Raw genomic sequence first — 15,186 nt, forward strand, 5'->3', positions numbered from 1 at the left:
TGGCGGTGATCCGCCATGTACGTTATATAAAAGTCTCGGTAACAGCCTGTTTCTAAAACGACTTTCATCCCTTCGATTGTGGCGGTGATCAGCCATGTACGTTATACAACAATAAGAAGCTCCCTGTTGAGCCATTCACAAAAAAACGATACAGAATCATTATGACAGGTGGATAATTTCCTGCCATCAATGGAGATAACCCGAACAGCACCCATAAGGGCATTCAGGGCAATCACATTTTCCATGCCGCACAGCTCATCATAGGTCATTTTTCGATGGATAATATTGTACCCTGAAGCAACAAGCCTTTCCCGTGAAGCAGAAAGGGTGACACTTGGGAGGGCAAACTCTGAAATCGGCAAAAAAACATTTTTACCTTCAATCACCATAAGAGCACAGGTATTGGTCTCTGAGACAGTACCATCTGTATTCATTACAAGTGCCTCATCAAAGCCCTTTTCCTTTGCATAGAGACCTGCAAGATAATAATACATGTAGTTAAGGGATTTGTGCTCTGCAATTGGCGTGTGTCTCGGCACAGGATATGTTACGACATCCAGGCCATCTTTCCTGTAGAAACCACCTTCTGGAAAAGTTCTCTTTTTAAGTAATCTATGGCTGTACGGACGTGCAAATACCCCAAAAAAATGTCCTTTTCCACTTACGGAAATACCTCTGCCATCCCTGTCCATATCCTTTTTAGGAGGGCTTAAAGCCACCACGATCTTGACAGCAGCCACTCCTGAATCCAGGCCGTTAAGTTCTACAATGCTCTTTATTATATAATCCCAGCTTAAAGCAGGTAATTGCTCATTAAAAAGAGATTTCCAGCTATTTGCAAGACGTCTTATATGAGAGTCAAGCCTTAAAATAGAACCTTTTTGCACCCTTATGGTTTCAAAAATTCCGGCTCCATACTGAAAACCCGGAAAAGATGCCGGAACAGCCGCTTGTGATTCTTCAACAATTTTGCCGTTTACCCATGCCACTTTAGATGAAGGAGTTTCTTTGCACAAAATATTATCTGACAAAGATTTTTTTCTGCAGAACAGAGTTTCAAGCAATGTTTTGCCTTTATGCAGGGTCTCCTCATACTCTTTTTCAGGGTCAGAATCAAAAACAATTCCCCCACCCACCGAGAAACCGATCTCCCCACCTGCCACAACAGCAGTTCTTATGGCAATGGATAGATCCATTGTATCATGAAAACTTATATAGCCCACAGAACCGGTATAGACATGGCGCCGCACACTCTCAAGCTCATCAATTATCTCCATTGATCTAATCTTGGGGCAGCCCGTAATGGAACCGCCCGGGAACGAGGCTTTTATTAGATCAACCCCTGACTTGTCAGAAGCAAGCTCTCCTTCAACAATGGAAACAAGATGAAAAACATTGTCATAGGGTTCAAGACGTTTATGCTCCTTTACAATCACGCTTTCCCCCACAGCGACCTTTCCAAAATCATTTCTCATAAGATCCACAATCATGGAAAGTTCTGCATCGTCTTTGGTGCTTCCAAGAAGCTCATCACCATTTTGTTTATCTTCACAATCATTTTTGCCCCTCTGAATTGTACCTTTAATGGGACGGGTCTCAATTTTTTTACCAGACTGATGTATAAAACGCTCCGGAGATGTTGAGATGACCTGATGATCACCTGCATTGATATATGAAAAAAAAGGGGCAGGGTTCTTTTCGAAAAGCCTGAGAAAAAGAGAATAAGGATCTCCCTTAAAACCTGTTGTAAAACGCTGGGAAAGATTTACCTGGTAAATATCTCCAGCCTTTATATAGTCAATAATTTTTTCAACAGATGCCATATATTCGGGTTTAGAAAAATTTGATTTAAAACCTCCAGGGTCAATGGAAAAAGAATTTATGGAAGAAAAAGAAGAAGTATGGGCACTAAAGACACCATCCTCATCTTCAAAATGGGGGGAGATAGTTTCCTGATGTTGATCTGAAATATCAATATCTTCCAGATCAATGGGTTCTCCGGATGATGCCTCAAGATCAGGCTTGAGCAAATGGTATGAGTCACAAAAACGATCATTAATCAAAATGTGCGATGGCACACAAAGAAAGATATCAGGAAGATTCTGATCCATACAGGTATTGGGTAAATCTTCAATGTAATCCTTAACATCATAGGCAAAATATCCAAAAAACCCCGACAGAACAGGCAATTTTCCAGGTGGCTTTCCGGAGAAGCATGGGGAAAAAACCTTAAGTTTATCGCCTGTGTAACATGAAGAAAAAAGATCGGATTTTTCCCGTGAGTGACATGAAGAAGCAATGCCGCCCTTTTCCCGTGAGTGACACGAAGAAGCAATGCCGCCCTTTTCCCTTAAGTGCAATGAGGATAATAGTGATGATAATTGCAAATTATATTTACTTACAACTTCTTGAAGCAGATCAAAGGGATCAGCTTCAAACAAAAACTCATCACCCAACAGGCAGGCTTTTACAACACCTGCCCTGACAGATAGAGTCAACCATGGCCGTACAGCCATTATATTATAACGGGCACAGTCAAGGGATGTACCACTCAAAAGAACAACACTGCCAGGCTCCCTTGAAAAAGAGTTTGCAATATGTAAAAAGGGGATTTCCGGCTGCACCTTGATGCACGAAATCCCCTTAAATAATGGCAGTCGGCTCAGAAAAGAGTTCATTCAGATTCCAACCATTTTACCGTAAACATGGGATTATCGCAGAAAAGGATTACTCCTCTTTTCTCTGGCAAGTGTTGTTTCCGGGCCATGACCTGTATAGACACAAGTATCATCAGGCAAGGAAAAAAGCTTCTCCTTGATACTTGAAATCAAAGTATTGTAATCTCCTCCCGGTAGATCTGTTCTGCCTATGGAGCCTGCAAAAAGAGTATCTCCCACAAAAAGATAGCCCTTTGTGTAAAGACAGACCCCTCCCCTTGAGTGTCCTGGAGTATGAATAACATTAAGGGTAATATCCCCAAAGGAAATGGAATCACCATCATTCAGGTTCTTATCAGCTCCTGGAGAATTTTCGGCAGAAAGGCCAAATGATGCAGCAGCTCTGTTAAGCTGAGATAACATGGGTTCATCTTCAGCATGAATCATTATTGGAGCGCCTGTGGCTTCTTTCATTTTTTTATTGGCACCAACATGATCAAAATGACCATGTGTGTTTATAATATACTTAACCTTCAACTTGTTTTCAGCAAGTGTCATCAATATTCTGTCAGAGTCATCTCCTGGATCAATAACAGCTGCCTCTTTTGTCTTTTCACATCCAAGTATATAACAATTGGCCATGATAGGGCCAACTTCAAGCGATTTAACGATCATGGCATTACCTCCTCCTGATCTTTATGAAGCCGGTTGCTTTATGCGAAAGAATACACTGATCTTCAATCTTCAATGTTTTCCAGTTCACGTACTCTGTCAAGCACTCCGTTGATAAAAGCAGCAGAGCCTTTTGTCCCATAGCGTTTTCCAATATCAACGGCCTCATTTATGGAGACCCTTGAAGGAACATCAGGCAGCTTTAGAAATTCATATACAGCTATACGCATTATATTACGATCAACCACAGACATTCTGGATATCTTCCAGTTTTTTGAGCTTTTGACTATAAGAGCATCAATTTGCTCCTGGGAAGAGATGACACCTTGGACCAGGTTCACAAAAAAAGCCTTTTGCGACTCATTAACCTTCTCGTCAATCATCTCCTTAAAATGCTCACAAAATATGGTCAGCAGCTCTAAAGGGTCTCCCTTGTCCATATCAATGTAAAAAAGCGTCTGAAGTGCAAGTTCCCTTGCATTTCTGCGTTCACCCATTACTTAAATGGCCTTTTTCTGAAAATCGTTCATCAGATTCGCCATCTCTATGGCTGAAAGGGCTGCATCAAAACCTTTATTACCAGCCTTTGTTCCAGCGCGCTCTATGGCCTGCTCTATGGTATCTGTGGTAAGAATACCAAAAATAACCGGAACTCCACTTTCAAGGCTAACAGAAGCAATTCCCTTGGAGACCTCTGCACAGACATAATCATAATGTGATGTAGCACCCCTTATGACAGCTCCAAGGCAAATTACAGCGTCATATTTTTTGGCAAGCACCATCTTTGATGCAACAAGGGGAATCTCAAATGCACCAGGCACCTTTACAATGGTGATATCCTCATCTGATGCCCCGCTTCTAATCAGAGCATCCATGGCACCACCCACAAGCCTCTCTGTAATAAAATCATTGAAACGGGAAACTATAATTCCAAATTTTTTTCCATCTGCCCGCAAAGCGGACTCAATAACATTTGGCATATGTTAATCCTTACTGTTACCGTGAAAATACCCCTCATAATTTTCATAATCGGGGGGGCGAAGTAAGAGGCAAGGCATGCCTTGTCTCTACTGCCATGATGGTTTAATCAAGATCGGCAACACACTCCTTGAAAGTGTGTCCCATTTTCAGAAGCTTGCACCGAAGGTAGCCTTTATTGAACTTATTTGGGGTAACTTCAATGGGAACCTGCTCCACAACACTCAACCCATATCCTTCAAGGCCTACCATCTTGGTTGGATTATTTGTCATCAATCTCATTTTTCTAACACCAAGGTCAGCCAGAATCTGGGCACCGACTCCATAGTCTCTCATGTCAGCCTTAAAACCAAGCCTCAAATTAGCTTCGACTGTATCACACCCCTGATTCTGGAGTTCGTAGGCCTTAAGCTTGTTTACAAGCCCTATACCTCTGCCCTCCTGGCGTAAATAGAGAATAACTCCGCTGCCTTCTTCATCCATCATCTGCATGGCCTTATGGAGCTGGTCACCGCAGTCACATCTCATGGAGCCAAAAATATCACCTGTCATGCATTCAGAGTGCACCCTTACAAGCAATGGCTTTTCAGGATCAATATCACCCTTGACCATGGCAATATGGGTCAGATTATCAAGATCATTTTCATAGGCAATGATCTTAAAGTCTCCTCCATACTCAGTGGGAATAGTTGTAACGGCTGCCTTTCTCACAAAAGATTCATTTTTCAGGCGATACTCCACAAGATCAGCAATTGTACATATACCAATACCATGTTTTTTGCTGAACTCTTCAAGTGATGGCATGCGTGCCATGGTACCATCATCATCCATAATCTCACAGATTACCCCTGCTGGTTTACATCCGGCAAGGTGTGCAAGATCAACAGAACCTTCTGTCTGCCCTATTCTTACCATTACACCGCCTTCCCTTGCCCTTAATGGAAATATATGGCCAGGTCTTGCAAGGTCATCAGCAGTTGCCCCGTCTGCAACAGCAACTTTTATCGTAGTGGCTCTGTCAGCAGCAGAAATTCCGGTTGTTACACCCTTTTTAGCCTCAATAGATACAGTGAAACCTGTACCATACTGGGATGTATTATCTTCAACCATGGGCGGAAGCCCCAAACGATCGGCCATCTCGCCGGTCATGGAAAGACATATGAGACCTCTCCCATATTTAGCCATGAAATTGATAGCTTCCGGGGTTACAGCCTCTGCTGCCATGGTCAGGTCACCTTCATTTTCCCTGTCCTCGTCATCCACCAGAATCACCATTTTACCAGCTTTAATATCCTCAATAGCCTGATCAATTGTAATATGCGGCATTTATTTAAATTCTCACTCCTTATTTTGGCATGCTTCATTTCCCATTTTACACTTTCTGGAAAGAAAACTCTGAGTAGCGGGAATTTCTCACAAAAAAGTGTAAAGTACCTTTAGAGTCATATGAAGGATGCCCTTATTTTGTATCAGAAGTCTTTGCATTGAAAAACATCCTGATAATCAAATAAAACCTTTCCTGGCCAGAAGCTCCATGCTTATATCCTTTTTAGACGAGATATCTTCAGAAGCACTATTACGACCATGATCTAAAAATTTTCTGACATACTTTCCCAGCATATCTGTTTCAATATTAACCTCATCTCCGACACTTTTCATCCCAATGGTTGTAATGTCAGCAGTATGGGGTATGACGCTCACCTCAAACTCTGTTTCAGAGCATCTATTAATAGTAAGACTTATTCCATCCACAGCAACAGATCCTTTTGTGATCATTTCAGCGGCAATACTTGGTTGAACCTCAATGACAACGATCACAGCATTGCTGTGCCTGACCTTGGAAATAATTTTGCCTGTGCCATCAATATGACCTGAAACAAGATGACCATCAATACGATCAGAAAGCCTCAAAGCACGTTCAAGGTTCAGTCTTGCTCCGCTTTGCAATTTCTTGAAAGTGGTTTTAGACACTGTTTCAGGAGCAACATCAACAGAAAAAGAGTGCTTTGCAATGGTCACAGCGGTAAGACATGCACCATTGACTGCAATGGAATCTCCAACTCGGGTTCCGGCAAGATCCATATCAGTATCTATGGAGAGTCTTTTTCCCTCCCCGCTCTGGTGTACTGTTCTCAATGTGCCGGCTCCTTCAATGATTCCGGTGAACATGGCATTTACTCCCCAAGGTAAGTAATTGATTGTTAATAACTTGCCCATTCACCTCACCCCCCAACCCTTCTCCATGGCTGGAGAGGGTGAGTTTGGGTAAGTTAATTCAACCCGATTACTAAACAGATTTATTTTAAATATCCGGAAACAAGAGTGTCATCATCAAAACGGGCAATGTCAACCCTTTTTAGCTGAAAAGCATCTTTCATTAAAAGAGGGCCTTTACCTCTGCATACAGGAATACCATCGTCGCCTCCAAGTATTTTAGGAGCAATAAAAAACATAACCTTGTTAACAAGAGTTTCGGAAAGAAAAGAGCCTGCGACCCTGCCACCGCCCTCTACAAGTAGAGACATTACTCCAATTTTCCCAAGTTCATTCATAAGATAAGGTAAATCAAGACGGTTATATGTTTCACCAGCATTGTTTCTGCAAGGCACTCTTATAAGGGTAGCACCCATGGCTTGAAGCTCTTTAGCCTTTTGCATTGAAGCATCAATGGATGTTACAATAATAGTTTCCGCATTGGATGGTTGATTCAATACCCTGGCATCAGGGGAAATGGAAAGTGAGGAGTCAAGAATAACCCTTTTAGGGTCTCTGGTTTCAACTCCTTCAAGACGGGCGGTGAGAGAAGGGTTATCATTTTTAAGGGTTCCAGAACCTACAAGAATGGCTTCACAGGCATGACGGAGTTCATGAACATACTTTCTGGAAGCAGAAGATGTAACCCAGCGGGAGTCACCTGTTGATGTAGCAAGCCTTCCGTCAAGGGTTGCAGCACACTTTAATATTACAAATGGTTTTTTGTCGTTCTGGACATACCATATAAAATCCTCAATCAGGGTCTCAGCCTCTTCTCTGCAAACCCCCACATCAACAGGAATGCCCATACTCCTGAGAAAATCAATCCCACCACCTTTTACAAAAGGGTTGGGATCTTCTGTGGCAACAACAACCCTCCTTATACCGGCTTCAACTATCTTTCTGGTACATGGAGGTGTTTTTCCATAATGATTACACGGTTCAAGAGTAACATAAATATCAGCACCTTCTGCATTTTTCCCTGCATCGTTAATTGCTTCAACTTCAGCATGTGGCAATCCCGGTGCATGATGCCATCCCCTGCCTACAATATTACTGTTCCTGACAACTACAGCACCAACCATTGGATTGGGGGAAGTGTAACCCCTGGCTTTTGCAGCAAGGGCAAGAGCCTCTTGCATATACTGGATATCATCCATCTCTGACATCTGTCTGCTCCACTGAAAATGCTCCACCTTTATCATTGCCAGTGGAAACAGAATGGTCTGTCTCACATGGTACATTGAGCGCTTTTAATGCCTCAATGAAATCATCTACACTGCTGAACTCCCTGTAAACAGAGGCAAATCTTACGTAAGCCACATCATCAATGCGATGAAGGTGCTCCATAATTTTTTCACCAACAACCCTTGTGGAAATTTCCTTGATATTCATATCTCGAAGATCACGCTCTATTGTATCCACAAGGTCTTCAATCTGTGCTGCACTTATAGCTCGTTTTCCGCAGGCTTTTTTGATGCCTGCCATAATTTTACCCCTGACAAACTCTTCCCTGCGACCATCTTTTTTCACGATCATAACAGGTACATCCTCAATGGTTTCAAAGGTGGTAAAACGGCGTGAACAATCCTGACACTCCCTTCGGCGACGTACCTCTGTCTCTGTTCGACTCAATCGTGAGTCAATGACCCGGTTGTTGAGCTTTCCACAATAGGGACATTTCATGATTCAACCTTTCCATTAATAATCGTAAAAGATATCCCAGCCTGTGAAAACATCTCTGCTGACATGGGATCATTATATGCCTGCCGGAAACATACATGCAGTATGCCGGCATTAATAATCATTTTCGCACATATGGAGCAGGGCTGATTTGTACAGTACAAAACAGAATTTTTAACTGAAATACCGTGACATGCAGCCTGTATAATTGCATTCTGTTCTGCATGAACTCCTCGGCAAAGCTCATGTTTCTCTCCGGAAGGGATCATCATCTTTTCCCTGAGACATCCGGTTTCACTGCAATGGGCAATTCCTGAAGGTGCGCCATTATATCCGCTGCATAAAATTCTTTTATCCCTTACAATTATGGCACCTACTTTTCTGCGCAGACATGTCGAACGGGTGGCCACAAGATCAGTTATACCCATGAAATAGTCATCCCAGGAGGGTCTCAAGATATCCAGGTCAGACATCCTATCTGCCTGTTCCATAAAGAGGAAACTGCCTGCACAAATCTTTTACCCTGCCTGCAACAGAATTAATATCACAGCTCTTATCCAGCACATCACATATACATGCTGCAACTTCTTTCATCTCAGATGTTTTCATTCCCCGAGAAGTCAAAAGAGGTGTTCCTATCCTGATACCGCTTGTGACAACCGGCCCAAGAGGATCGTTGGGAACAGAATTTTTGTTAACAGTGATACCCGCAGTTCCAAGCATCTCTTCAGCATCTTTACCGGAAATTCCCTTGCCTGTGAGATCTGCCAGCATAAGATGGTTGTCTGTGCCGCCGGAAACAAGTCTGACTTCTCTTTTCTGAAGTTCATCTGCCAAAGCAGATGCATTTGCAACAACCTGCTTCTGATACTCCTTAAATGAAGGTTCAAGAGCTTCCTTGAATGCCACTGCCTTTGCAGCAATTATATGCATCATTGGCCCGCCTTGAATACCCGGAAAAACCTGGCTTCTTATCTTTGCGGCATGTTTTGCCTTGGAAAGGATCAAGCCTCCTCTGGGGCCTCTGAGTGTTTTGTGTGTAGTTGAAGTAACAACATCTGCCCAGGGCACAGGTGAAGGGTGGACACCTGCAGCAACAAGACCTGCAATATGCGCCATATCCACCATAAAAAGGGCATTATATTTTTCAGCAACAGAGGCAAAACCTTTAAAATCTATCTGCCTTGGATAGGCACTTGCCCCTGCAAGAATCAAAGCCGGCCTGTTCTTTTTGGCAAGAGATTCAACTTCATCAAGATCAATAGTCTCATTTTTACCAGACAAACCGTAATGTACAAAATCAAAAAGACGGCCGGAAAAACTGACATCACTGCCATGTGTAAGGTGGCCACCATGGGAGAGATCCATCGCAAGCACAGTATCCCCTGGCTTAAGCATAGCAAAATATGCTCCCATGTTGGCACCAGAGCCTGAATGAGGCTGAACATTTACATACTCAGCACCAAAAAGCTGCATTGCTCTTTCAATAGCCAGAGACTCTATTTTATCAACATGGAGACAACCGCCGTAATAGCGCTTTGCAGGATAGCCCTCAGCATATTTATTGGTCAATACCGAACCCTGGGCTTCCATAACCGCACAGCTTGCTGTGTTTTCCGAGGCAATCAGTTCAAGACCGCTCTCCTGTCTTAATGCCTCGTTGGAAATCATTCCGGCTATTTCAGGATCCACAGTTTCAATGGCAGCACTATTCAATCCAAACTCCTTAACTTTTATTCTGTTTATTATTTTTCCAACACTACAGATACTAAGCACAGCAAGAACTCATGACTGACGACTTAGTTTATCACCGGTCATTTATTTCAGGATATCCTCAATACTTTGAATTCTTTTGAGATGGCGACCACCTTCAAAGGGAGTTTCGAGCCAAACCTTAACAATCTCAATAGCAAGAATATCTCCTGTGACCCTTCCGCCAATTACAAGAATATTTGAATCATTATGTTCCCTGCTCATTCTTGCAGAAAAAAGATCACTGCACAATGCAGCCCTTACACCTGGAAAACGGTTGGCTGCCATGGACATGCCAAGACCGGTACCGCAAAGCAGAATTCCTTTTTTAAACTTACCTGAAGAGACAGCACCCGCAACTTTTTTTGCATAGTCAACATAACTCACAGAAGCATCACTATAAGTGCCTGCATCCTCCACATCAATTCCGGATTCTGCAATAAAAGCCCTGAGCTTCTCCTTGAGAAGAAAGGCTCCATGATCACTTCCAATAATAACCCTTTCCAATTCACTCATCCCTTTTTTGTTCTCCCTGGCTTTTAACTCCGGACCAAGTCAATGATCTCTTGGACAAATAGACATCCTGACATGAATAGAGATAAAGCAGGATGCCTTTTGAAAAAAACAAACAGATCAGAATTTTGGCATCCTTCATATCATCCCAAAAGTAGTTTACACTTTTTTGATGGAAATTCCTGATAAATGGGCATGTATCCCAGAAAGTGTAAACCGGTAAATGAAGGATGTCAGAATTTTGACTGAATATAATTTATGGCATCCTGCACAGTGGTCAACTTATCAGTCTCATCCTCATCAATATCAATCTCAAATACCTCCTCCATTGTCATTAGAAGCTCAACAATGGTAAGGGAATCAGCACCAAGGTCATCAACAAGGGACGCTTCAGGAACAACATCCTCAATATCAAGATTAGGCAACTTCTCCGCAATAATCTTTCTGACTTTTGTCTCAATACTCATAAGATAACAATCTCTCATCCATCAATATTAACGCCCTGAAGCGTACAAAAAAATTCACTGCATGAAATTTTTGCTAACACCCATGCCCTAAAAATTTTATTCTTCGTCTTCAATATCCTGGACAAGAACATTTCTTCCACGATACATACCGCATGCAGGGCACGCTGCATGGGGAAGTTTTGCCTCATCACACTCAGGACAGACTGCCAGTGTAGGCACTGCAACTTTCTGGTGGGTTCTTCTTTTTCTGCTTCTGCTTTTTGATGTTTTACGCTTTGGTACAGCCATTAATCTTCTCCTAACTCACTATTTTGTTTCACAATATATCAACAATGTCTTTCTACCAGATAAACACAAACTTCTAATTTAATTATAAAGAATTGTCAAGAAAAATAGGGCATAAAGTCAATTTTTCAAGTTAATTTTAATGCATCTCCCCTACCCTAATCATATCTTACCCTTGCCCTAATCATAATGGTATGGTAGAGAATCTCCAAAAATGGGCATACTTAAATATCTTCGGCAAACACTATAAAATTTCTGGTGAAAAATGCCCTGTTTTGATGTTGAAAAAACCACAATTAATATGGAGAACGCATGGACACTGTTGTTACAAGATTTCCTCCCAGTCCCACCGGCTACCTTCACATCGGTGGAGCAAGAACTGCCCTTTTCAACTGGCTATACGCCAGAAAAACAGGGGGCAGGTTTATTTTAAGAATTGAAGATACTGACGAAGCACGCTCCACAAAAGAGTCCGTTGATGCTATTTTTAAATCCCTTGAATGGCTGGGGATAGACTGGGATGAAGGGCCTTTTTTTCAGACACAAAGATATGATATTTACAAAGAATATATAAATAAACTTGTAGCATCCGGCCATGCCTATTACTGCGACTGCTCTCCGGAAGAGGTCAATGCCATGCGTGAAAAGGCCAAAAGTCTTGGTAAAAAACCAATGTACAACGGTAAATGCAGAGAACTCAACAAAGAGTGGAAACCAGGCATGGTGGTAAGGCTTAAAGCTCCGGCAATGGGCACAACTGTGGTGGAAGATGTTGTAAAAGGAAACACAGCCTTTCCCAACAGCGAGCTTGACGATTTTATTATCCAGAGAAGTGACGGCAGCCCAATGTATAACCTGGCTGTTGTGGTTGATGATATCACAATGGGAATAAACACAATAATAAGAGGTGATGATCATCTTGTAAACACGCCAAAACAGATGCTGATTTATAAGGCTCTTGAAGCTCCGCTTCCACTTTTTGCCCATGTTCCAATGGTACTGGGCTCTGACAAAGCGAGACTTAGCAAGCGCCATGGGGCAATGTCAGTAAGTGAATATATGGATATGGGCTATCTTCCTGATGCTATGCTCAACTATCTTGTAAGATTAGGCTGGTCTTTTGGAGATCAGGAATTTTTCAGAAGAGAGGAGCTTATAGAAAAATTTTCATTAGAGCATATAGGACGCTCTCCATCCATGTTTGATATGGACAAACTTACAGCAATCAATGCCAAACACATACAGGATAAAAGCTCGTCTGAACTTGCTCCAATCTTTTCTGCCCATCTTGCAAAAAGAGAGATTGCATTGCCTGACACACAAGACAATCACGACGGCGACACTAAAAGAGTTGAAAAAATCATTGAAACCCTTCAGCCAAGAAGTAAAACCATGGTTGAGATGGCAGATGCTGCTATTTTCTATTTCAGGGAATCAATTGAATTTGAGGAAAAAGCAGCCAAAAAATTTATCAATTCTGATGCAGTGGAGCTTCTAAAGCTTTCAGCAAGATATATCAAAGAACTCAAACCCGATGAATTCACAGAGAAAAACCTTGAAGATGCCATGAAAAAAGTCATGGAAGAGACAGGACTTAAATTCGGAAAAATTGCACAGCCGCTGAGGGTTGCACTTACAGGCGGTACAGTAAGCCCAGGTATTTTCGAGATGATTCTTGCTCTTGGTCAAAAGAAAACCGTGGAAAGAATACAAAAAGCCATTGAACATATTCAATAAGCCATTTTATATGAAAGTCTCAGTAAGTGGCTGTTTTTAAAACGACTTTCATCTCTTCGATTGTGGCGGTAATGCCGCCATGGCCGTTATATGAAAGTCTCAGTAATTGGCTGTTTTTAAAACGACTTTCATCTTTTCGATTGTGGCTATCATCAGCCATGTACGTTATCAGAAATTATCCATAACATACTGATATATGTAACCTACAAAGGCTGGACAAAGATATTTGTCCGGCCTTTGCATTATGCTAAAAACCTACTCATTATGGCTAAAAAGAATTCCTGAGTATCCCACAAAACTACTTCCAGGGCTTTTGTCATAACTTGTGGCATAATCAAACTCTATCCCCTTGACAGCACCCATTTTTTTGACAGCACCAACAGCCGCTGCCACAGCTCCTGCACAGCAAAGATTCCGATTGCCAATCCCCTGGGCAATGATTTCATCACTCTCCATGGCAACCATTGCCCTTATGGCCTTTTGATCATTTTCATTTTTCATCCATTCCAAAGCCTTTGCACCTGAACCTGCCGGAAAAAAGCCATAATTTTTTCCATAGTGGGTCATATCTGTGGAGCCTATGAAAACCACGCTAAGGTTCAGGGAATCTGCACATTCCACAGCAGCAGTTCCGACTTTTTCAGCAAAATTTGTTGGAGCCACTCCAACAGGCACTATTGAAGCATTGGGAAAAAAATATTTTATAAAAGGCAGTTGAAGCTCAATGGTATTATCATCAGGGAATGTGGAAGCAGACATCTTCCTTATAGATATCCTGTCAGCAAGGGAAGCGGCAAGAGGTTGATGGACATCAAGGTAGCCTAAAGGTGTTTCCCATTTTCCTTCAACCATAATACATGAACTTGAGGAAGGATGCATGTGCATTCCAAAAATTACAACAGCATCAATATTTTCTCCGGAATTGCCATTATGTTCAGTTTCCGGTTTACTGGGAGACAACAATTCATCTTGCTTTTCTACTGAAAAATCATGACCCAGGGTTTTAATTTTTTCTGTTTTACGAATAAAAGGAGAAGATGCAATTGCTGATATGACCCGACATGCAATTGAACCTGAAAAAAACCATCCTGCATGGGGAACTATCCCACCTGAAAATTTTCCACCCTTTAAAAGGGCTGATTCATTACTGTTTTCTGTCAAAAATTGCTCAATGGCTTTCCGGCACTGAAGGGCATCTTCCGGATACCATGAGCCTGAAAATGCTGCTCTTTTTTTCTGCATTTTATAACCTTTTATCTACAACATTATCTTGTCAATGATCTTTTAAATTATCTTCTATTATCTTTCATTGCTTTGATTTCTTCCAGAGCAATCCCTGTAGCTTTACTTATACTTTCAAGGTCAAGAACTCCCGCTGATATCAAATTGGATGCTATTTGCCTTTTCTCTTCATTTTTACCCTCTTTTTTACCCTCTTTTACTCCGATTGTATAAGAGGATTCTACCATGCTGGCCTGATAATGAAGATCATCCTGGTATCTTTCATAGGCAAGTCTTTCTTCTTCAGGCAATTTTAGAATATCAAGCTCCTCTTTGGCCTTTTTCAATCCTTTTGCCTTGAAATTATCCTTTATTTCTTCATTTTTTAAAAAATATATCCATTCATCCAGCGTATTTTTGGCAATATCATCAAAATTATTAACTTTTATAAGATAATATTCAGGGAATATCTCGTAAGCTTTACTTTTTTGATAAAGTTCCTGCTGACCCTGGGATAGTTGAAGCACATCTTTTTTGTGAAGACCCGTAAATGATGTCGAACCATAATAAACATAATCCATGCCATGACCAAGATCAAAATATAGAATGCTTACAGAAATCACTTTTACTATTTTTGAATAAGGCTCTCCCTCTTGTAGGTGTTCCGTTATAACCCTTGAGGCACCGTATAAAATTCTTTGAAGGTAATCAAGTTCTCGATCATATTGAACTTCAATAATAATCACCTCTTCTTTAGAATTTTTTACCTTCAAATCAACACGGTTGAATTTATCCCAACGGTTTACCTTGTTGCTTTCGCTTTCCAGAACCTCAAGAATCGTTATATCATCATCAACAAGCTCACTGAGAAAGCCCTCCAGTATCTCAAAATTGGCCTTACTTCTCAAAAGCCTTTTCATTGCCCAGTCAAAGCTGATAAGTTTTCTTTTTGACATGATTTTCTCTCC

At 41.6% G+C, this 15,186-nt stretch carries 17 protein-coding genes; 1 reads left to right on the forward strand and 16 read right to left on the reverse strand.

What is annotated here, in order from left to right:
- Positions 1–101 precede the first annotated feature (101 nt).
- The 13 genes from MTBBW1_RS19270 to rpmF all read right to left on the reverse strand — a co-directional run bounded on the left by MTBBW1_RS19270 (position 102) and on the right by rpmF (position 11,263).
- The gene (locus tag MTBBW1_RS19270) at positions 102–2,678 is read right to left on the reverse strand and encodes a bifunctional anthranilate synthase component I family protein/aminotransferase class IV (protein WP_080806127.1); all 2,577 of its coding nucleotides are present in this window, start codon (positions 2,676–2,678) and stop codon (positions 102–104) included.
- A 33-nt stretch (positions 2,679–2,711) separates the two neighbouring features.
- Entirely contained in the window at positions 2,712–3,332 is a 621-nt protein-coding gene (locus MTBBW1_RS19275) for an MBL fold metallo-hydrolase (protein WP_080806130.1), read from the reverse strand.
- A 62-nt stretch (positions 3,333–3,394) separates the two neighbouring features.
- Complete coding sequence (gene nusB / locus MTBBW1_RS19280; RefSeq protein WP_080806133.1) at positions 3,395–3,826, reverse strand: transcription antitermination factor NusB; 432 nt, start codon at positions 3,824–3,826, stop codon at positions 3,395–3,397.
- A 3-nt stretch (positions 3,827–3,829) separates the two neighbouring features.
- A complete protein-coding gene (gene ribH / locus MTBBW1_RS19285) occupies positions 3,830–4,309 on the reverse strand; it encodes a 6,7-dimethyl-8-ribityllumazine synthase (RefSeq protein ID WP_080806135.1) in 480 nt (159 codons plus the stop codon).
- 103 nt (positions 4,310–4,412) lie between these two features.
- Entirely contained in the window at positions 4,413–5,633 is a 1,221-nt protein-coding gene (locus MTBBW1_RS19290) for a bifunctional 3,4-dihydroxy-2-butanone-4-phosphate synthase/GTP cyclohydrolase II (RefSeq protein WP_080806136.1), read from the reverse strand.
- 177 nt (positions 5,634–5,810) lie between these two features.
- Entirely contained in the window at positions 5,811–6,476 is a 666-nt protein-coding gene (locus tag MTBBW1_RS19295; protein ID WP_080806138.1) for a riboflavin synthase, read from the reverse strand.
- A gap of 128 nt (positions 6,477–6,604) precedes the next feature.
- On the reverse strand, positions 6,605–7,729 hold the full coding sequence (gene ribD, locus MTBBW1_RS19300) for a bifunctional diaminohydroxyphosphoribosylaminopyrimidine deaminase/5-amino-6-(5-phosphoribosylamino)uracil reductase RibD (protein WP_342743944.1): 1,125 nt from the start codon (positions 7,727–7,729) through the stop codon (positions 6,605–6,607).
- Positions 7,713–8,246, reverse strand: coding sequence for a transcriptional regulator NrdR (gene nrdR / locus MTBBW1_RS19305; protein WP_080806140.1), 534 nt, complete (start codon positions 8,244–8,246; stop codon positions 7,713–7,715). Before nrdR ends, ribD begins: the two co-directional genes overlap by 17 nt.
- Positions 8,243–8,734 (reverse strand): deoxycytidylate deaminase, encoded by a 492-nt coding sequence (locus MTBBW1_RS19310; RefSeq protein ID WP_245809476.1) that lies wholly within the window; start codon positions 8,732–8,734, stop codon positions 8,243–8,245. Before MTBBW1_RS19310 ends, nrdR begins: the two co-directional genes overlap by 4 nt.
- Positions 8,718–9,959 (reverse strand): serine hydroxymethyltransferase, encoded by a 1,242-nt coding sequence (locus tag MTBBW1_RS19315; protein WP_080806144.1) that lies wholly within the window; start codon positions 9,957–9,959, stop codon positions 8,718–8,720. Before MTBBW1_RS19315 ends, MTBBW1_RS19310 begins: the two co-directional genes overlap by 17 nt.
- 102 nt (positions 9,960–10,061) lie before the next feature.
- The gene (gene rpiB / locus MTBBW1_RS19320) at positions 10,062–10,511 is read right to left on the reverse strand and encodes a ribose 5-phosphate isomerase B (protein WP_080806146.1); all 450 of its coding nucleotides are present in this window, start codon (positions 10,509–10,511) and stop codon (positions 10,062–10,064) included.
- Positions 10,512–10,741: 230 nt separating this feature from the next.
- The gene (gene acpP, locus MTBBW1_RS19325; protein WP_080806148.1) at positions 10,742–10,975 is read right to left on the reverse strand and encodes an acyl carrier protein; all 234 of its coding nucleotides are present in this window, start codon (positions 10,973–10,975) and stop codon (positions 10,742–10,744) included.
- Between the two features lie 96 nt (positions 10,976–11,071).
- On the reverse strand, positions 11,072–11,263 hold the full coding sequence (gene rpmF / locus MTBBW1_RS19330) for a 50S ribosomal protein L32 (RefSeq protein ID WP_080806151.1): 192 nt from the start codon (positions 11,261–11,263) through the stop codon (positions 11,072–11,074).
- A 309-nt stretch (positions 11,264–11,572) separates the two neighbouring features.
- Here rpmF and gltX point away from each other — a divergent pair, with 309 nt between their 5' ends.
- Positions 11,573–12,997, forward strand: a complete 1,425-nt coding sequence (gltX, locus tag MTBBW1_RS19335) for a glutamate--tRNA ligase (RefSeq protein ID WP_080806153.1) — start codon at positions 11,573–11,575, stop codon at positions 12,995–12,997.
- A 19-nt stretch (positions 12,998–13,016) separates the two neighbouring features.
- Here the strand turns inward: gltX and MTBBW1_RS28530 are convergent, their stop codons facing one another.
- From MTBBW1_RS28530 to MTBBW1_RS19345, 3 genes are all read right to left on the reverse strand, one after another.
- Positions 13,017–13,157 carry a hypothetical protein gene (locus MTBBW1_RS28530; protein ID WP_186441514.1) on the reverse strand — a complete coding sequence of 47 codons (141 nt, stop codon included), beginning with the start codon at positions 13,155–13,157 and terminating at the stop codon, positions 13,017–13,019.
- Between the two features lie 95 nt (positions 13,158–13,252).
- The gene (gene amrB, locus MTBBW1_RS19340) at positions 13,253–14,239 is read right to left on the reverse strand and encodes an AmmeMemoRadiSam system protein B (RefSeq protein WP_080806155.1); all 987 of its coding nucleotides are present in this window, start codon (positions 14,237–14,239) and stop codon (positions 13,253–13,255) included.
- A 47-nt stretch (positions 14,240–14,286) separates the two neighbouring features.
- Positions 14,287–15,174 carry an Rpn family recombination-promoting nuclease/putative transposase gene (locus MTBBW1_RS19345; protein ID WP_080806157.1) on the reverse strand — a complete coding sequence of 296 codons (888 nt, stop codon included), beginning with the start codon at positions 15,172–15,174 and terminating at the stop codon, positions 14,287–14,289.
- Positions 15,175–15,186: the final 12 nt, after the last annotated feature.

Origin of the sequence: Desulfamplus magnetovallimortis, from assembly GCF_900170035.1 — a bacterium.
Taxonomy (GTDB): domain Bacteria; phylum Desulfobacterota; class Desulfobacteria; order Desulfobacterales; family Desulfobacteraceae; genus Desulfamplus; species Desulfamplus magnetovallimortis.